This is a genomic window from Cohnella laeviribosi DSM 21336, from assembly GCF_000378425.1.
In the GTDB taxonomy this organism is placed as follows: Bacteria; Bacillota; Bacilli; order Paenibacillales; family Paenibacillaceae; genus Cohnella; species Cohnella laeviribosi.
The window spans coordinates 66407-84955 of the sequence record NZ_KB899809.1 but is presented as its reverse complement, the minus strand read 5'-3'; the positions used below and the strand labels follow the sequence as shown (position 1 = coordinate 84955).

21 protein-coding genes are annotated in these 18549 nt (G+C 55.1%); 19 read left to right on the top strand and 2 right to left on the bottom strand.

Features of this window, described 5'->3' with window-relative positions:
* Positions 1-184: 184 nt before the first annotated feature.
* From F560_RS24410 to F560_RS0101660, 11 genes are all read left to right on the top strand, one after another.
* The gene (locus F560_RS24410) at positions 185-769 is read left to right on the top strand and encodes a hypothetical protein (protein WP_019003972.1); all 585 of its coding nucleotides are present in this window, start codon (positions 185-187) and stop codon (positions 767-769) included.
* A gap of 161 nt (positions 770-930) precedes the next feature.
* Positions 931-1677, top strand: a complete 747-nt coding sequence (locus tag F560_RS0101710; RefSeq protein ID WP_019003971.1) for a glycerophosphodiester phosphodiesterase — start codon at positions 931-933, stop codon at positions 1675-1677.
* On the top strand, positions 1674-2852 hold the full coding sequence (locus tag F560_RS0101705) for an SLC45 family MFS transporter (RefSeq protein ID WP_019003970.1): 1179 nt from the start codon (positions 1674-1676) through the stop codon (positions 2850-2852). The genes F560_RS0101710 and F560_RS0101705 overlap by 4 nt, the downstream gene beginning before the upstream one ends.
* Before the next feature lie 490 nt (positions 2853-3342).
* On the top strand, positions 3343-4062 hold the full coding sequence (locus F560_RS0101695) for a YebC/PmpR family DNA-binding transcriptional regulator (protein ID WP_019003968.1): 720 nt from the start codon (positions 3343-3345) through the stop codon (positions 4060-4062).
* 258 nt (positions 4063-4320) lie between these two features.
* Complete coding sequence (locus tag F560_RS0101690) at positions 4321-5448, top strand: ABC transporter substrate-binding protein (RefSeq protein ID WP_019003967.1); 1128 nt, start codon at positions 4321-4323, stop codon at positions 5446-5448.
* Positions 5449-5512: 64 nt separating this feature from the next.
* Positions 5513-6385 carry a branched-chain amino acid ABC transporter permease gene (locus F560_RS0101685; protein ID WP_019003966.1) on the top strand — a complete coding sequence of 291 codons (873 nt, stop codon included), beginning with the start codon at positions 5513-5515 and terminating at the stop codon, positions 6383-6385.
* Positions 6386-7354 (top strand): branched-chain amino acid ABC transporter permease, encoded by a 969-nt coding sequence (locus tag F560_RS0101680; protein ID WP_026298041.1) that lies wholly within the window; start codon positions 6386-6388, stop codon positions 7352-7354.
* Positions 7354-8130 carry an ABC transporter ATP-binding protein gene (locus tag F560_RS0101675; RefSeq protein ID WP_019003964.1) on the top strand — a complete coding sequence of 259 codons (777 nt, stop codon included), beginning with the start codon at positions 7354-7356 and terminating at the stop codon, positions 8128-8130. The genes F560_RS0101680 and F560_RS0101675 overlap by 1 nt, the downstream gene beginning before the upstream one ends.
* Positions 8127-8852, top strand: a complete 726-nt coding sequence (locus F560_RS0101670; RefSeq protein ID WP_019003963.1) for an ABC transporter ATP-binding protein — start codon at positions 8127-8129, stop codon at positions 8850-8852. Before F560_RS0101675 ends, F560_RS0101670 begins: the two co-directional genes overlap by 4 nt.
* 35 nt (positions 8853-8887) lie before the next feature.
* A complete protein-coding gene (locus F560_RS0101665) occupies positions 8888-9418 on the top strand; it encodes an L-2-amino-thiazoline-4-carboxylic acid hydrolase (protein WP_019003962.1) in 531 nt (176 codons plus the stop codon).
* A complete protein-coding gene (locus F560_RS0101660; RefSeq protein WP_019003961.1) occupies positions 9408-10652 on the top strand; it encodes a Zn-dependent hydrolase in 1245 nt (414 codons plus the stop codon). The genes F560_RS0101665 and F560_RS0101660 overlap by 11 nt, the downstream gene beginning before the upstream one ends.
* Before the next feature lie 34 nt (positions 10653-10686).
* Here F560_RS0101660 and F560_RS0101655 read toward each other — a convergent pair whose 3' ends face one another.
* Positions 10687-11469: an IclR family transcriptional regulator gene (locus F560_RS0101655; protein WP_033395666.1), complete on the bottom strand. Its 783-nt coding sequence runs from the start codon at positions 11467-11469 to the stop codon at positions 10687-10689.
* 198 nt (positions 11470-11667) lie between these two features.
* On the opposite strand from F560_RS0101655, the gene F560_RS0101650 reads away from it, so the two are divergent.
* The 7 genes from F560_RS0101650 (at position 11668) to F560_RS0101620 (ending at position 17505) form a co-directional block, all read left to right on the top strand.
* A complete protein-coding gene (locus F560_RS0101650) occupies positions 11668-12633 on the top strand; it encodes a helix-turn-helix transcriptional regulator (RefSeq protein ID WP_019003959.1) in 966 nt (321 codons plus the stop codon).
* Positions 12630-13697 (top strand): DNA glycosylase AlkZ-like family protein, encoded by a 1068-nt coding sequence (locus F560_RS0101645; protein WP_019003958.1) that lies wholly within the window; start codon positions 12630-12632, stop codon positions 13695-13697. The genes F560_RS0101650 and F560_RS0101645 overlap by 4 nt, the downstream gene beginning before the upstream one ends.
* Positions 13698-13717: 20 nt before the next feature.
* Entirely contained in the window at positions 13718-14602 is an 885-nt protein-coding gene (locus F560_RS0101640) for a hypothetical protein (protein ID WP_026298040.1), read from the top strand.
* 30 nt (positions 14603-14632) lie between these two features.
* On the top strand, positions 14633-15166 hold the full coding sequence (locus F560_RS0101635; protein ID WP_156828855.1) for a tubby C-terminal domain-like protein: 534 nt from the start codon (positions 14633-14635) through the stop codon (positions 15164-15166).
* Positions 15167-15300: 134 nt separating this feature from the next.
* Positions 15301-15981 carry a LexA family transcriptional regulator gene (locus F560_RS0101630; RefSeq protein ID WP_026298039.1) on the top strand — a complete coding sequence of 227 codons (681 nt, stop codon included), beginning with the start codon at positions 15301-15303 and terminating at the stop codon, positions 15979-15981.
* A gap of 91 nt (positions 15982-16072) precedes the next feature.
* A complete protein-coding gene (locus F560_RS22220; protein WP_019003954.1) occupies positions 16073-16684 on the top strand; it encodes a sterol desaturase family protein in 612 nt (203 codons plus the stop codon).
* A 23-nt stretch (positions 16685-16707) separates the two neighbouring features.
* Entirely contained in the window at positions 16708-17505 is a 798-nt protein-coding gene (locus F560_RS0101620) for a patatin-like phospholipase family protein (RefSeq protein WP_019003953.1), read from the top strand.
* A gap of 16 nt (positions 17506-17521) precedes the next feature.
* Here F560_RS0101620 and F560_RS0101615 read toward each other — a convergent pair whose 3' ends face one another.
* Positions 17522-17947, bottom strand: coding sequence for a MarR family winged helix-turn-helix transcriptional regulator (locus tag F560_RS0101615; RefSeq protein ID WP_019003952.1), 426 nt, complete (start codon positions 17945-17947; stop codon positions 17522-17524).
* A 120-nt stretch (positions 17948-18067) separates the two neighbouring features.
* On the opposite strand from F560_RS0101615, the gene F560_RS0101610 reads away from it, so the two are divergent.
* Positions 18068-18523 carry a CBS domain-containing protein gene (locus F560_RS0101610; protein WP_019003951.1) on the top strand — a complete coding sequence of 152 codons (456 nt, stop codon included), beginning with the start codon at positions 18068-18070 and terminating at the stop codon, positions 18521-18523.
* Positions 18524-18549: the final 26 nt, after the last annotated feature.

Sequence of the window (18549 nt, the reverse complement as noted above, 5' to 3'; positions counted from 1 at the left end):
TACGGAATGCGGAACATCTCCTTCCAGCCCGGCATAATCAGGAACCGGTTCCTGAGCCTAATCAACCATAAACGATGGCGGCGTAGATCTTTAGTCTTACCCGACGCGATTCGATGAAAGGTATTGTTTACAACTGTGTATACATATGTTATCATATATGTAAACAAAGCAGGGGGGATGATCCATGGAAGATTATCGGAAGAAAATGTTTCGAGGCGCCAAAATCGAGGATTGCATCATGGAGTTCCAAAATCGCCATCAGCGGGCCAGGGAACAGATGAATGAAGCGGCGGAGCCGGGTGAAAAGCGATTTTTCGAAGGCATTGCCTTGGCCTATCAAATGGCGGCCCAAAAACTGCGGTGGGAATTCGACTATAAAAAGGAAGAGTGGGAACAAGAGATTACCCAAAAGATCGAAACCGTCATTAGGGAAATTGAACGCTGCGAAGAAGCGGCCCGAACCGCGCAGTCGGCGCCGCTTGCCGAAATTCCGGCCGAGATCCCGCCGGAAGCCCGGAAAGGGGTGTTTGAAGGAATGGCTTTGGCTTACCGGCTGATCGTCCAAAAATTGCGCTGGGAGCTGGAACAAAGAGCCGGCAAGGAAAGCATGGGACAAATTGCGGCGTACTGCATTTCCGAATTCGAACGGATCGCAAGTGAAACGGAAGCGCATCACCGTCAAACCTCGGATGCATTTGCGAAAGGGTTCGCAAACGGCATGGTGGCGGCCTACCGATCGGCTGTTCTGCAGTTGAAGCTGCAGGCCTGACCGGCCATGGGCGGCACACGAACGGAGACCGGATGGGCTCTCCCGGCGGGATGCCGATTTTGGAAGGAGGGAGAAACGAAATTTTACAAAAAAGCAGATTATTCCCGAAGTGTTCTATTGTATAATTTGGATAAATCCAGCCCGAAACGGGGGTCAGCCAATTGAAAGCCGTTTTGAATATCGCGCACCGGGGAGCTTCCGGCCATGCTCCGGAAAACACGATGGCCGCGTTTGAGCGCTGCATCGAGCTTGGCGCCACGGCGATCGAGACCGATGTCCAGATGACGTCGGACGGCAGCCTGGTCCTGATCCATGACGAATCGCTGGCCAGAACCGCGGGTTCGCCCAAGCTGGTCAAGGACGTAACGCTGGAAGAGCTGCAGCGGCTGGATGCGGGGTCGTGGTTCGATCCGGCATTCCGTGGGGAACGCGTCCCGACGCTGCGGGAGCTGCTGGAGCTGGTTAAGCCTTATTCGCTTCTGTTGAATCTGGAGCTGAAAAACGGCGTCGTTCCGTATCCGGGGTTGGAGGAAGCGGTCGTCGAGGAGGTTCGCCGATTCGGGATGAGCGACCGCGTCATCCTCTCCAGCTTCAACCATTATTCGCTGGTAAAGTGCAAGCGGCTGGCCCCCGAAGTGCGGACGGGCATTCTGTATATGGAAGGCTTGTACGAGCCGTGGGACTATGCGTCGCGGATCGGCGCGGAAGCGCTTCACGCCTACCATTACGCGGTGCTGCCGGAATGGGTGGCCCAGGCGGCCGAGCGGGGGATTGCCTATCATCCGTTCACCGTCAACGAACCGGCCGAGATGCGTAGGCTATTGGCCGCCGGCGTGTCCGGCATCATCACCGATTATCCCGACCGCCTGGCGGAATTGCTCAAAGATGCGGAGGTGCCGGGCGGATGAGAAAAACGTGGCTGCTCGGTTTCGGATTTTTCAGCATCAGCATCACCTGGGCGCTCTATAACGCCTTCGTTCCGTTTTTTCTCGATTCATTCCTGAGCAGCACCGCGTTGATCGGCTTCATGATGACGATTGACAATTACTTCGCCCTGTTTCTTCAGCCGTGGATCGGCCATCGCAGCGACAGGACGGCATCCCGGTTCGGCAGGCGAATGCCGTACCTGCTGATCGGGATGCCGCTTGCCGCCCTGTTCGTCGTTCTGATTCCCTTCCACACGAATTTTCTTACTTTGATTCTGTTTATGGTGCTCATGAATCTGGCCATGAGCCTTTACCGTTCGCCGACGATCGCGCTGATGCCGGATCTGACGCCGGAAGCGCAGCGGACGAAGGCCAACGGCATCATCAACTTCATGGGCGGCGTCGGAGGCATCATCGCCTATGCCGCCGGGTCGGCTTTATACGACGCCCATCCTTCGTTTCCCTTTCTGGCGGCGGCTGCGATTACGCTGTTGTCGCTTCTCATCCTGCATCGCTCCGTCAAGGAAAGCCGGGATGCGGTCGTGCCGGTTGCGGCACAGCCGCAGCGGATCAGGCTGCGCGGCGAGCTGGACCGCACGACCGTCATGCTGCTTCTGGCGATCTTCTGCTGGTTCGTTTCGTATCAAGGCGTCGAGGCCCTGTTCACGCTGTACGGCAAGCATCAATTGGGGCTGAAGGAAAGCGAAGCCTCGTTCTCGTTGACGTTTTTCTCGCTGTTCTTCGTGCTGTTCGCGATTCCGAGCGGCTGGCTCGGCAACCGCTTCGGCAAGAAAAAAACGATTACACTCGGCGTGTGCGGGCTGTTTCTCGTATTCGCCGCCGTTCCGCTGGTCGAGACGCTGGCCGTGCTGCGCATGCTGCTGGCGCTTGGCGGCATCTTTTGGGCGTGCATCAATATCAATTCCTATCCTTTTGTCGTGTCGACCGGCAGCGAGCGAAGCATCGGCACGCGAACGGGGCTGTACTACCTCGCATCCTCGCTCGCCGCGATTTCTTCGCCGCCGCTGCTCGGTCTGGTCATCGACACGTTCGGCTACGGCTCGCTGTTCGTCTGCGCGGCCGGCGGCATGCTGCTGGCGCTGCTGTTCCTGACGCGCGTCAAACATAACGGCATGTCCGCCGGATCTTCTTCGTAAGCCGGAAGGGCGATGATATTTTCATCTGTTGCCCGCAAAAAAACAGGCCGTTCCCCCGAACAAACGGGACGGTCTGTTTGGCGTTACGGATTTTCGGTTTCCGAGCTGTCCTCCGTTTTGGGAACCGTCTCCATATTCCAGAGGATCGCTCTGCCGGTTTGCACGGTTGCCGACCGGTTGTTTACAAAAAGGTTGACCGTTGCATCGGTTGCCACCGCGACCGGAGCGCGCCCGAAGCCCAAATAAATACGGCCAATTAGATTTCCCTCCTTTCATTCCAGTAGTAGGATACATATTTTTATATGCAAACTTGATGGCAAGGTAGGGCGGTCTTGTAAAACGGGCCAACGATACGTATTCGAGCATTTGCAAGATTCCCGTCAACCGAAAGACGCCGGGCTGAGGCACCTTGCCGAAGAGCATGTCGCCGAGCGGGCTTGTTTGATGTATAATGTTCAATGTAAAAAATAAAGAAGGCAGGAAATCGAGAATGGGCCGCAAATGGAACAATATCAAAGAAAAAAAAGCTTCCAAAGATGCGAATACAAGCCGCATTTACGCCAAATTCGGCATTGAAATTTATGCTGCCGCCAGAAAAGGCGAACCGGACCCGGAGTCGAACCGCGCTTTGAAAGTGGTGCTGGAACGGGCGAAAACGTACAATGTGCCCAAGGCGATCATCGACCGGGCGCTGGAGAAAGCGAAAGGCGCCTCCGACGAAAATTATGTCGAGCTTCGCTACGAAGGGTTCGGCCAGAACGGATCGATGGTAATCGTCGACGCGCTGACCAACAACGTGAACCGCACGGCCGCATCGGTTCGCGCCGCATTCAATAAAAACGGCGGAAACATGGGGGTCAACGGTTCGGTCGCTTATATGTTCGACGAGACGGCCGTGATCGGCCTGACGGGCAAGACGGTGGACGAAGCGATTGAAATTTTGCTGGAGGCGGACGTCGACGTGAGGGATGTCGTGGAAGAGGAGGAGTCCGTCATCGTGTATGCCGACCCCGACCAGTTCCATGCCGTGCAGGAAGCGTTCAAAAACGCCGGAATCACGGAATTTACGGTCGCGGAACTGACTATGCTCCCGCAAACGTACGTGACGCTTCCGGAAGACGCGAAGGCGCAATTCGAGAAACTGATCGACGCGCTGGAAGACCTGGAAGACGTGCAGCAGGTCTATCACAACGTCGATTTGGGCGAGTGAGCGGCCGAAGACGCGCTCTCCTTGCATTCGCCCCGAAGCCAAGCCGGAATAAGAGAATAAACATGCGCTCAAATTAGACTTGTTCCCCTGACGATCAGGGAGAACAAGTCTTTATTTTCGTTTTCGAAACGGTTAAAATTTGATATTATCAAATCAATTGTGACGATGCAGAAAAAAATATTGTATTTCCGAGAAAAAGCATTATAATTAAAACGTACTTATCTCATAGGATTAATAAAAGTTTTGGGGGAATTGGACATGAAAAAAACAGGGTCGATCTTGGCGTCGATCGCATTGGCGGCTTCCTTGCTGGCCGGCTGCTCCGCGAACGGAGGCAAACAGGATGCCGACGGCGCCATTCAAATAGGCTTGGCCGCTCCGATTTCCGGCACTCAAGCCCAATATGGAGAAGCGTTCAAAAACGGCGCCGAGCTGGCGGCCAAGCAGGTGAACGATGCCGGCGGCATCGACGGGAAAAAAGTCAAAATCGTGATTCAGGACGATAAAGGGGATCCGCACGAGGCGGTGAACGTCGCCAACAAATTCGTCACCGATAAGGACATCCTGGCGGTCGTCGGGCACTTCAACAGCTCCGCCACGCTGGCGACGGCGCCGATCTACAACAAGAACAAGATCGTGGAAATTTCGCCGTCTTCCAGCGCGCCTGCGGTGACCAACGCTGGCGAGTACACGTTCCGCGTCATTACGACCGACGCGTTCCAGGCGGCCTATTTGGCGGATTGGTCCAAGGAGCTGGGCTACCGCAAAGTGGCGCTGATTTACGAACAGTCCGATTTCGGCCTGGGGCTGCTGGATGTGTATAAAGAAGCCGCTCCGAAAAACAATATCGAGATCGTTGCGGCAGAATCGTACAATCCGGGCGATAAAGATTTCAGCACTGTGCTGACGAAAATCAAGGAGAAGCAGCCCGATGCCATCTTTATCGGCGGCTTTTACAACGAGGCGGCTCTGATTGCCCAGCAGGCGCAGAAGCTCGGATTGAAAACGGACTATATCGGCGTCGACAGCCTGTATTCCGAAGCGCTGCTCGAATTGGGCGGAGATGCGGTCGAAAACATGAAGCTGATCGGCTTCTTCTATCCGGGCGGCGACAACGAGGAAGCCACCAAGTTTGCCGAGGCCTACCAAACCGCATACAACAGCAAGCCGGACACTTACGCCGCTTACGCGTACGTGGCGACGTCCGTCGTGATCGAAGCGATCAAGCACAATGGCGCCGACCGGGAGAAAATCAAAGAATATTTGAAAACACTTCACGATTATAAAGGACCTACCGGCGTGCTGAGCTTTGACGAAAACGGGGATGTGGTGACGACTCCCGAACGTCTGACTATCCGCAACGGGGCCTTTGAACTTTATCAATGATTGAAATGGTAGGGCGGGATCGTCGCTTGATTTCCTGCTCTACTTTTTTTGAAAGGATGTTCGTATGTTCCTGCAACAGTTGGTTAACGGCTTGACCATCGGGGTCATTTACGCCTTGATCGCCCTCGGGTACACGATGGTCTACGGCATTCTTAAAATGGTGAATTTCGCCCATGGCGACATCTTTATGTTCGGCAGCTTTTTGGGGCTGTTTTTTATGAAGCATCTGCACATGCCCCTGTACCTTGCGTTTCTGCTGTCCGCCGCCGCAACTTCGGCCATCGGCGTCGTTATCGAGCGGGTCGCTTACCGGCCGCTGCGCACGGCGGACCGCATCGTTCCGCTGATCAGCGCGCTGGGCGTGTCCACGTTTCTTGTCAGTCTGGCGCAAAAGCTGTGGGGCACGGAAATGCATCCGTTTCCGACCGCGTTCGGCCGCGGCACCGTTACCGTCGGCAGCATCACCTTTTCGGAAATCCAGATTTTGATTCTGGTCCTTTCCTTTATCTTGATGCTGGGACTGCATCTGTTCGTCACCCGAACGAAAACCGGCACGGCGATGCGGGCCACCTCGATGAGCCTGACGAATGCGGCGCTGATGGGGATCAATACGAATCATATGATCAGTCTGGCGTTTGCGATCGGTTCCGCGCTTGCCGCCTGCGCCGGGATCATGGTCGGGATTTATTATAATGCGGTATATCCGACCATGGGGTACATGGCGGGGATCAACGCCTTTACGGCCGCGGTTCTGGGCGGCATCGGCAGCATTCCGGGGGCGATGCTGGGCGGCATCCTGCTCGGCGTCGTCGAAAACCTGGGCGGAGCCTATATTTCGACGCAATATCAAAGCGTCATTTCGTTCACCATTCTGATTATCGTGCTCATGATCAGGCCTACAGGCATCCTCGGAAAAAAAGATATCAACAAAGTGTAGGTGGTCGACTTGAGAAGCCGTGCCGGCAGATTCGCGATCGTCGGGCTGCTCATCCTTTTGCCTTTATTGCTGCAGCAAATCGATGATTATATCCTGCATATTGCGATTATCATTGGCATTTACGCGATACTTTCGCTGAGTTTGAACGTGATCGTCGGCTATGCCGGGCAATTCGCGCTCGGGCATGCCGCATTTTACGGAATCGGCGCTTATACCGCCGCGCTGATCATGCTTCACGGCTCGGCATCGTTCTGGCTCGCGCTGGCCGCGGCCGCTGCGGTGACCGGCCTGTTCGGCTTGCTGCTGGGAAGCCCGGTCATTCGTCTTCGAGGGGATTATTTAGGCATCGTGACCCTCGGATTCGGCGAAATTGTCCGTTTGATTTTCGTGAACTGGGTCGACGTCACCCGGGGGCCGATGGGGCTGCCCGGAATACCGGCTCCAAGCCTGTTCGGGCACGCCTTCACCGAAAAGATCGAATTTTATTATCTGATTCTGGCGCTGGTTTTATTGACGTATTTTATCATCAACCGCATCGTCCATTCGGGGATCGGCCTGAATCTGCTGACGATACGCGAAGACGAGACGCTCGCCCAGTCGGTCGGAATCCGGCCGAACCCATACAAGCTGCTCGCCTTTAGCCTGGGAGCCTGCTTCGCCGGAGTCGCCGGCGCGTATTGGGCCGCCTACATTTCCTACGTCAGCCCGGATTCCTTCCGGTATCTGGATTCGGTCAATATTTTGGCGATGGTCATTCTGGGCGGCACCGCCAGCCTTCCCGGGTCGATCCTGGGCGCCATCCTTCTGGTGCTCGCTCCGGAGATTCTTCGCTACATGAACGATTACCGGATGATGCTGCTGGGATTGGCCATTATTCTCATGATGATTTTCAAACCTTCGGGCTTCTGGGGTGAAAAACACCGGAAATACAACTTTTACGGTTTGGCGCAGAAGGGCGGGCGAAAATAATGGACGAATTGCTGAAGCTGGAAAAGGTGTCCATTCGGTTCGGCGGCTTGCATGCTTTGACCGACATCGATCTGAGTGTGCGGACGGGCGAAATTCTGGCCATCATCGGTCCGAACGGGGCGGGGAAAACGACGCTGTTCAACCTGCTGACCGGCATCTACCGGCCCACGTCCGGAACAATCACCTACAAAAATCGGGTCATCAACAAGCTGAAGCCTTATGAACGGGTCAAAATCGGCATCGCGCGCACGTTCCAGAACGCCCGGCTGCTCAAAAACATGACGGTATTGGAAAACGTGCTGGTCGCCCATCCCCAGTGCAATACGGAAAGCGTGCTGGAGGCGATTTTTCTTACGGGCCGGCGGCGCGAAAGGCGTGCCGCGATCGCGCAGGAATGCGTCGAGGTGCTCAAGGCGGTCGGTTTGGACCATAAACTCGACGTGCTTGCCGGAAGCCTGCCCTACGGGGAGCAGCGGCTGCTGGAGATGGCGCGGGCGCTTGTCACCCGCTGCGAATTGCTGCTCCTGGACGAGCCCGCTGCGGGGATGAATCCGGCCGAGAAGAAGCAGCTGGTGGAGAAAATCCGGCAGCTCTCCCGCGAGTTCAACATTGAAATCGTCTTGATCGAGCACGACATCGGGTTGATTATGAACATTTCCGACCGGATCGTCGTACTGGATCACGGCGTCAAAATCGCCGAAGGCAGCGCGGCCGAAATTCAGCAAAACCCCAAAGTGATCAGCGCGTATTTGGGCGGGGAGGACGATTGGGATTGACGGAGAATCGCGTATTATTGGAAATCAACGACCTGTGCGTCAAGTACGGGGCGATTCCGGCGGTTAAACAGGTGAATCTCCGCCTTTATCAAGGCGAAATCGTGGCGCTCATCGGCACGAACGGTTCCGGCAAAACGACCGTCTTGCGCACCATTTCCGGCATCGTCAGAGCCAGCCAGGGGAACATCCGGTTCGAAGGAAGCGAGATCACGAAGCTGGAACCGCACCGGATCGTGCAGCGGGGCATCTCCCACGTGCCCGAGGGAAGAGGCGTCTTTGCCGATCTCACGGTGCTGGAGAATCTGAAAATGGGCGCCTATATCCGCAAAGACAAAGCGGCTATCCGCCAGGACATCGAGCAGATGTTTTCACTGTTTCCCCGTCTTGCGGAGCGAAAAAATCAGCTCGCGGGAACGATGAGCGGAGGGGAGCAGCAGATGCTCGCGATCGCCCGGGCGCTGATGGCCAGACCGAAGCTGCTGCTGCTTGACGAGCCTTCCATGGGGCTTGCGCCGCTTATCGTGAAGGAAATCTTCCGGGCGATCCGGAGCGTGAACCGGGAAGGGGTATCCGTGCTGCTGGTGGAACAGAACACCAAGATGGCGCTGGCGGCCGCAAATCGGGGCTACGTCATGGAGACCGGCAGCATTGTCGTTCAGGGCGACGCCGAGGAATTAAAAAACAATGCTGTCGTCAAAACGGTTTATCTCGGCATGCATTGAAGAATGAATCATAACGATTGGAGAGGAGCTTGACGATGAGCGAAGCCAACCAAAAAACCATCAAGCAGGATGAGAGCCTGGAGCCGGTATCGCCGTACACGATTATGGCCAAGCTGTTTGCCCACGTCGCCAAAGCGGTCGTCGACCGGTTCGGGGAAGAGGGGAAAGAAGCGGTCCGGGAAGGCGTGCGGGCGTTCGGCGAGGAGCGGGGAAGAGATATCGCCCGCCGGGCGGCCGCAGCCGGACATCCGAACGACATGCTCAATTATTTGCCCCATTACGATATGGGACGAAGCGACTTGTTCGAATACGAAACGGTGTATCATCCGCAGGAGATCGAACAAACGTTTACAAGATGCGCGTTTGGCGACCAGTGGAAGAAGGACGGGATGGAGGAATACGGCATTTTGTATTGCCAGATGATCGACCCGGCCATTGCCAAAGGGTATAACGCCAATTTCGAAGTGGAGCACGACAAGTATCTGCTGAGAGAAGGCCACTGCCATTTCCGGTTCCAGATGAAGGAAAAGGCGGCGGAAGAGGGACGTGGGGACAATGGAGATTAATGCCGTCCGATTGTGGCATCGGCTGATGGAACTGGGCGAAATCGGAAAGCAGGACAGCGGGGGCGTCACCCGCTTTTCGTTTACCGAAGAAGAGCGGCGGGCCAAGGATCGGGTGATCTCTTACATGAAAGAAGCGGGACTGGCCGTTCGCGAAGACAGTGCGGGCAATGTGATCGGGCGCCGGGAAGGCGCCGACCCCCTGGCCCCGGCCGTCCTGACCGGATCCCACATCGACACGGTTCCCCATGGCGGCAAGTTTGACGGCGCGCTCGGCGTGCTGGCGGCGATCGAAGCTCTGCAAAGCATGGAGGAAAAAGGAATCGCCACCGATCATCCGATCGAAGTCGTCGCCTTTACCGATGAGGAAGGCTCCAGATTCGGGTTCGGCATGATCGGCAGCCGGGCACTTGCGGGAACGCTGCGGCAAGAAGATTTGGAACGGCACAAGGACGAGCGGCATCTGTCCATCGCCAACGCGATGCGGGCGGCGGGCTACGATCCCGACCGCATCGGTCAAGCGGCGAAAGATCCGCGGCAGGTAAAAGCCTACGTGGAGCTTCATATCGAACAGGGCTCCGTGCTGGAGAGACATCGTCTGCCCGTCGGGGTCGTCTCGGGCATTGCGGGGCCGCTCTGGCTGCAGTTTACGCTGACCGGTCAAGCGGGCCACGCCGGCGCGACGCCGATGAACATGAGAAGGGACCCTCTGCGGGCCGCTTCGGAATGGATGAATTGGATTTACCGGGAGGCCGGCAAGTATCCGAACGCGGTCGCGACGGTCGGGAAAATCGGGGCCGCTCCGGGCGGCGTCAATGTCATCCCGGAGCAAGTGGAATTCACGCTGGATTTGCGGGATATCGATGAAGCGGTCCGGAATGCGCTCGAAAGCAGCATTCAGGAATACGGCAACCGGGTCTGCGCGTCGCATCAAGTCGAACTGGCGGTCCGCACGCTGCAACGGGTGGCGCCCGCGCCTTGCTCTCCGGAAATCATGGCGGCTATCGAGGCGGCTTGCCGAAAAGCCGGGATCGAGCAGCCGCCAGCATTGCCGAGCGGGGCAGGCCATGACGGCATGCAGTTCCGATCGCGATGGCCGATCGGGATGATTTTCGTCCGTTCCCGGGAAGGCATCAGCCATTCCCCGAAGGAGTGGAGCTCGCAGGAGGATTGCGGCGCGGGAGCGGAAGTGCTTTATTATACGCTTCTCCAGTTGGCCAATGAACGAAAGCCATGAACGAAACCGGCCGCGAGCGGCTCCTGTTCCATGTCTAATTCGTCTTGAACTGATACCCGAATTGACAGGAGATGGCGCTTGCGGCTTTCAGCAAATCCGCCCGAATCGGTTCCTCGTTCTCTTTTATGCGCGAAATCGAACCTACCATGCTGATCGTGCCGATCGTGCGGCCGGCCGAATCTTTGACGGGTGCGGCGATACTGTAGGCCCCTTCCTCAATCTCTTCGTTTTCGATCCCGTAACCCAATTCCCGAATCTGCTGCAAATTTTTCATGAGCTGCCTTTTGTCCGTAATCGTTTTGTCGGTCAGCTTCGTCAGCTTGTACTTTTTCAGAAAAGTCTGAAGCTCCTCTTCGGGCATGCTCGCCAAAAAGACTTTGCCCGACGCGGATGCGTGCATGGGCAGCTTGCTTCCCGCTCTTGAACTGATAATAAAGTAAGTGCTGGGGGATTCCACCTTGTCTACGCAAAAAATCTGCTCGTTCTGATACACGTACAAATGGGAGGTTTCATGGTATTTCTTCGTCAGTTCGGTCAGAAAGGGGTGGCCGATTTCCTTCAGATCCAGGCTTTGCGAGACGAGGTTGGCTTTCAGCAGGAATTCCAGCCCCAATTTGTATTTGCCGTTGTGCGGGTTTTTGTCGATGTAGGAGTACGCGCAAAGCGTGTTCAGAATGCCGTATACGGTGCTGATGTTCAAATTGAGTTTCTCGCTGATTTCGCTAAGCGACAGTTGGACGTTTAAGGAATCGAAACAGTTGATGATATCGAGAGCCCGCTTCACGGACTGAATCAGGCGCGGTTTATTGTCGCTCAAACGGATGACCTCCAACATGCCTTGCGGCCGGCATGGATTTTTCTCTACATCCTCCATGTTCTTTGCTTTCTTTGATAATGTCAATAGGATTGTGATATAAGGGAAACGGGCGAGGAAATCCGTATGGTTCGAAAAATGGTGACAACCCTTGTGTCACCATTAGGGTGCTATAATGGGTTCAGAAGCGGGGGGATCCAGTTGAAACGGAAGGACAGGCTGCTGGCGATCCTGATCGCCTTGCAGCAAAGGCCGGAAACCGCGCAAAGGCTGGCGGATAAATTCGAAGTGTCCAAACGGACGATTTTGCGGGATATGCAGTCGCTTTCGGAAATGGGCGTTCCGTTGTACGCCATACCGGGTCCTGCGGGCGGCTTTCGCCTGATGGAGGGCTTCCAACTGCCTCCTTTGCAGCTCAATGCCCAGGAAGCCTTGACCGTTCTGTTTGCGCTTCGCAGCTTGACGAAAATGGCCGATACCCCGTTCCGCGAGGCAAGATGGACCGTGGCGGACAAAATCAGGGCCATTTTGCCGGAACAGACCTTGAAGCAAATTGAACCGGTCCTTGCGCATGTTGAAATCGAGGTGCCGGAGCGAAGGGCGAAGACGCCTCATTTATCCGCCTTACTGGAACATACGGCCGAATCGCGCTGGATTCATGTCCTCTACCGTTCCGAAAACCATCGCCGCTGGCTGAAGCTGTTGCCCCGAAGAATATACGCGGCGCACGGTTTCTGGTATTGCGAGGCGTATTCGGCCGCGCACGAGGAACAACGAACGTTTCGCGTAGATCGCTTTGAACAAATCGAAAGGATCGATGAGCCGGGGGATGAACCCGGGAAAGGCCGGCGGCAAGAAGGGAAACGGGGAGATCGGCCCGAATCTTCCATACGCATTCTCGCGAAATTGACTTACCGGGGAGCGTTGCTTGCCGAACAGGACTTTCACATTGGCGATTCCGTCAAGCAGGTATCCGAAGAGGAATGGGAACTGGATTTTAGGTGTCCTGCTTCAGAGTGGGGATGGGCGGTGCGCTTTTTCTTCACGCTGGGTCTGGACGCCGAAGTGATCGAGCCCGAACATTTGCGAAACGAGCTATTTGAAATGGCGAATCGATTAGGCGACCGCTACCGATTCGATCCGAAATCCGGGAGGGAAAAGGGTTGAAACTGTCCTACGAGCAAGTGATCGGAGAACGGCTGAGAAGGCAGCGATTGCTTGCGCCCATCGAAAGTCCGGACGACGAGCCGGAGTATCTTGAACTGTTCAAGCTGCTGCAGCCCGTGGCGCCCGTACATAACACCCGCCCTGGCGATCCGCCGAGACTGGTGCATCGAACCCTGTTTGACGACGATGGACTTGCCGGCAAGCTTAGGGAACGAAATGCGATCATCAAAGGAAGATTTTGCGGCGGGCGCATCGGGTATGTGCTTCAGGAAGATTTGGAGCGGTATGCCGTCGCCTTTCGCAAGCCGTTGGCCAAAGCAAAGCCGATCCACGATGATATTTTGACGGTGCTTAAGACTTCGGGAGGATTGTCGAAAGAGCAATTAAAGCAGGAACTGGAAGGCTACCCGGCCGGCGAAATTTCGAAAGCGCTGCAGGCGTTGCAAGAGGCGTTCCTCGTTTACGAGCATCAGCCCGATACGGATTGGGATACGGGATGGTTCGATTTTGCCACGGAATGGTTTGAGATCAATGCTGACGGAGGCCGATACGCGCAAGCCGTTTCCGAGGTTCTCCATTCCTTTATCCAAGCGATGGTTTTTGCAACAGAAGCCCATATTAAGAGCTGGTCGCAACTGCCCGCCAAAGCCATCCGTCAAGGGATTGAGGCCTTGGTGGAGGGAGGCCAGATCGTTACGGCGGAAATGGAAGGCATTGGAGAAGGCTTCGTTTACGCGAAAGATGCGGAAGGACTTGTTCCCTCGGATATTCCGCCATGCGTGTTTATGCTGGACAAGTCGGATTTTCTCGTGCGGGCGCATATGGATGAGCTTCAGCGGCGGTACAAAGGGTACGAAGTGCTGCAGTTTTTGCTGATCGACGGAACGTTCCAAGGCGCGGTATTGGGGCATTGGAGGATCGGGCCTCATGATGTTGAGGACATATTGGTGGAGCTGCCTCCGGATCAAGCCGAACGCAGGCAAGAGGAGATCTTGGATGCGGTAAGAAAAATCTATTCGCCCGAACGCCACAACATCGTCATGTATAACGGAAAACCGTTATGAACAAGGAGGCATCCGTATTCATGGAGAATCGTCGAATACTTGAACGTGCGAAGTCGTTTCTTTATCAATACGCGCGGCTTCTTGACCGGAGACGGTACGAATATTTTTTTGAGGAGGGCTCGAAAGAGGCGGTCATCGAGGCGCTCCGCCCTTACCAAAATCGGGACGGCGGATTCGGAAACGCGCTCGAACCGGACATCCGCTGTCCGCACAGCCAGCCCGTGCCGACCGAAATGGCGCTAACCATCATGGACGAGGTGGACGGATTCGATCCGCAAATTTTGGAAGGCATCGTCCGGTATTTGCGGGACATTACGCTGCAGGACGGCGGAATCCCGTTTGTCTTTCGAAGCGCGGGCGATTATCCGCATGCGCCGTGGTGGGCGGCGGAACGCGACGACCGGCCTTCGATCAACCCGACCGGCCGAATCGTCGGTTTGCTTTACAAGCAGAAGCTGCGGACGGATTTTTACCGGGAGGAATGGTTTCTGAAAAACGTTGCGTATATATGGCGCGTTTTCGATCAGGAGAAGCCGGCCGGATATCATGACGGCGTACAATGGATCGTGTTTTTGCAGCATACTCCGGAACAGGAGAGGGCAAGCGCATATTGGCCCGCGGTTGACGAATGGCTGAGCCGCCCCGGCACGATCGAGCGGGACCCGGAGGCCGAAGGCTACGTCCACAAAGTGCTGGATTGGGCGCCGGCTCGCGACAGCTACGCGAACAAGTTGATTTCGGATGCGGATGTGCAAAAGCACCTGCGGGCCCTTGTCTGCCAGCAGCAGGAGGACGGAGGATGGCCGATCAACTGGCCGCCGGTTAGTTCCGGCGGAGAAGCGGAGTGGCGCGGCTGGATAACGGTGGAACGGCTAAAGACGCTGAGGTCGTACGGGATTCTCTGAAAGTTACGAAACGCATAAATGGGGTTTATCATGAAGAAATATGTTTACAACCGGCCTTTGCTTAAACGGTCAACGGCGCCGATCCTCCTAAAGGATGAGCACGATCAGGCAATCGGTTCGATCCGAAAGACCTACAAAAATAAGATGAATCGAGCGTTAAGCTGGGCAATCGACCATTGGGAGTTAAGCCTGAAAGGAGAAGATCTGCAAGCAGGGACATCGGTCGAAATCGTCGATGGTTCCTCATGGTTTGGGAGAAAGAAGTGGACGGTCACCGTAACGCGCGAAGGCGGAGAAAGCGTAACGTCGACGCTGCGGGATCAATCCAAAATCGCCACGCATCCCAAATTCGAATTGGTGCATGAAGGCCAAACGTACACCGTATCGAAGGACCTCTTGGATCGAACAACCCGAATCTTGAATTCGAACGGAAACGCCATTATATGCGAAATGAAGAATGTCTCCTTCGGCAAGGGGATCAAACGGGAAATCGTCATGCACGGGGATGCGCTGTGTCCGATCTTCGCCGCATGCCTTGACCGTTTATTCCATACCCTGTATTGACCGAGATTGGCTTATTGCGTAAAAAACGCTGCATTCGTCTTGACGTTGTTCGGATTCGATGCTACGATTGAATCACAAAAAACCCAAAAATACCTTTTCATTTGCGGCGGCGGCGAAGGGAAGAAGGTGTGGTCGTGTCGCTTACGAAACGGCGCCTGCAATTTTTGCATAAATTGACCGACTTGTATAGGAAAACGAATTTGCCCATTCACTACGAAACCTTGGCCAAATCGATCGGCGTCAGCAAATGGACGGCCTACGACATGCTGAAGGAAATCGAAAAACTGGGCTTTATTTCGCGCAGCTACGAGGTGAATGCGAAGGAAACCGGACGCTCCCAGGTGGTGTTCGTTCCCACGTCCAAAGCGTTGGACCTTTTTGACCAGCCGCGAAACGAAACCTTCGATCCCGCGGATTGGAAAAAGACGGTCGGGAATCTTTCGAGGCTGCTTAAGGATTTGAAGAACCGCAGTCTCAACGAGGCGCTCCGGAAAATGATCGATGAAATCTCGAAAAGGAACACGCGCATTCATTTTTGCGCTTATGCGATCGGCTTGCTGATGATGTACCTGAAGAAGCTCGGAGGCAAAACCGAGTCCTTGATTCACCACAGCGTTCAAAAGGCGCCGAGCAAAGAGACGGGCATGACGATGTTTATCGGCACCGTTCTGGGAACGGCGATCCAAACGTTGAACGATGATCTGGGCATTGAGGTTACGGAGCTCGTCTCCAAGCTGCTGAAATCGATCGCGGATCTTTCCGGCGAGGAAAAGGAAATGCTGTCGGATTTTCTGAGCGAGGCTTTTTCGGTATAGGCGCAAGCCGCCTTCGTTTGTTCTGTTTTTGGGTCTTTCGGGTGAAATGTTTACGTCTCGTATACATCTCATAACGAAAGGAGCATCTTCCATGTTCAAGTATCGCGAGTTTTATACCCACAGCGTCATTCGATTTATTTCCGCTTTGAGCATCGTCGGCGTAACGCTGTGCTGCTATTATTTCGACGGCTATGCCACGATCCTCGCGCTGGCTTTGGGCGCGCTGGTTTACGCCGTTGCCGAGTACGTCGTGCACCGGTATTTGCTGCACGAGTTTCCGAGGCTTTTGCCCGTATTGTACCGGGGGCATGCCGAGCATCACCGGCAGCCGCAGGAGATGAAATATTTATTCAGCCCGGTCCATTATGATATTTTGATTTATTGCGTCTATATTCCGCTCGTATGGCTGTTGTTTCGCCGGATTTCCGTCGTTGCGCCCGTCGTGACCGGCACGCTTTTGTTCCAACTCTATTATCAATGGATGCACTACGCGGCGCACCGGCCGGTCGTTCCTCGGACGGCATGGGGAAGATGGATGAAAAAGAAACATTTGCTGCATCATTATAAAGACGAATACGCTTGGTACGGAGTGTCGCACCCTGTCCTGGATTATGCTATGGGAACCCACAAAGAGAGCGATCGGCCGGCAAGGAAAGCGGGTACCGAAACGGAAAATTCCTCGTCTTTCCGTAACGAAGGGTGAATTTGCCAAAAAGGAGCTTAGGTATGGGGAAAGTGGGCTTGGTTTTGGGAGGCGGTGCGGTCCGCGGGCTCGCCCACCTTGGCGTGCTGAAGGCATTCGAAAGACACCGGATAGCCGTTGACCGCATCGCGGGCACCAGCATGGGCGGCGCCGTGGGGGGGCTGTACGCGGCGGGCGTTCGGCCGGATACCCTTGAAGCTTTTATCCAGAAGACGCCCAAATACCGCCTGATCGATGTCGGCATCCGCAAACGCGGATTGATTGCCGGCAACAGCATTCATGCCGCCGTGAACGAGCTGCTCAGGCAGCAGGGAAAGCGTTCCGTTCGAATCGAGGATTTGCCCATCCAGTTCAAAGCGGTGTCCGTCGATCTGATGGAAGGCAAGCAGGTGGTTTTCGACAAAGGCGATCTGCTGACGGCGCTTCGGGCGACAACGGCCTTTCCGGGGATCTTCTCTCCTCTGTTGCACGAAGGGATGATGCTGGTGGACGGAGGCGTGTTGAACAACTTGCCCGTGGAGGAACTGGACCGGGAGCGCGGCCAATTGGTCATTGCGGTCGATGTGTCGCGGGAACACGAGAAGAAGCCGCCGCGCAACCTGATCGAAGTGGTGTACCGGTCCTACAGCCTCATGACGGCCGAAAGAAGGCACAGCAGCCTCCGCCTCGCCGATGTCGTCATCCGGCCGGAAGTCGGGCATATTCCGGCATTTGATTTTTCGAAATGGCAGGAATGCATCGAAGCCGGCGAGGCAGCGGCCGAACGCATCATCGGCGAGCTGAAGCGGCAAATGGCGCGGCAATCCAGGACCAATCCGTAAACGGGCAACGGGTTCCTTATTCTTCAATGATCGTGCGGTTAAATTTCCGCAACAGCCGTCCGAACAATTCGCGTTCTTCTTCGGACCAATTTTCCAACAGCTTCGTGATTCTGGCCAATCGCGCGCGCTTGCATGCGAGCAATTCCTTTTTCCCCAATTCCGTAATTTGCAGAAAGTAGGATCTCCTGTCCGAAGGATCGGGTATACGGTATACATATCCTTTGTTCTCAAGAGCCGCGGTTTGTCTGCTGACCGTCGAAATGTCCAAACGGAACTCGTCCGCCAAGGTTTTGACCCCGGCCGAACCGTGAGCGGAGATTTGATGAAGCAAAAGGTAGGCGGACCGGTCCAGATTGCCGAATTTTTTATGGGTGATCGACGTAAATCGGCGAAACAGGACGGCCATTTCGAGCTCAATGGTCTCTATCGCATTTTCCTGCATGCTGTAGCACCTCGCAGCGTATTGAACATCGTCCTGGATAGTTGTATAATACAATCATATACTTGCATAATACAACTTGTTGAGGAGATTTGCAAATGAGGGAGAGGGAGGGGGACGGATTTGAAGGCGCACGACATTATGATCCGCCACGTGCACAAAGTCAAGCAGAACGACACGGTGCGCGCGGTTATCGAAAAGTTCATCGAGCATCGGATCAGCGGGCTGCCCGTGGTGAACGACCGAAACGAAATCGTCGCTTACATCAGCGACGGCGATATTATGCGATATATCGGCAAGCATAAGGACGTGGTCATTGATTCGCTTTACTTTGCGGCGGTATTTAAAGGCGACCATGAGAAGTTCGAGGAAAGGGCCCGGAATCTGCTGGATCTGAATGTTCTGGACATTGCTACGCGAAAGGTCATTAAAGTTTCCTGGGACGAGGAAGTTGAAGAGTTTGCCGCTATTCTGGGGAAGAAACGAATCAAAAAAGTGCCGGTCGAGCGCAACGGGGTATTGGTCGGGATCATCAGCCGCGGAGATATTATCCGGCATACCTTCAAAGCGCTGCTGTAACGGCAGATTCGCAAATTCGAAATGAG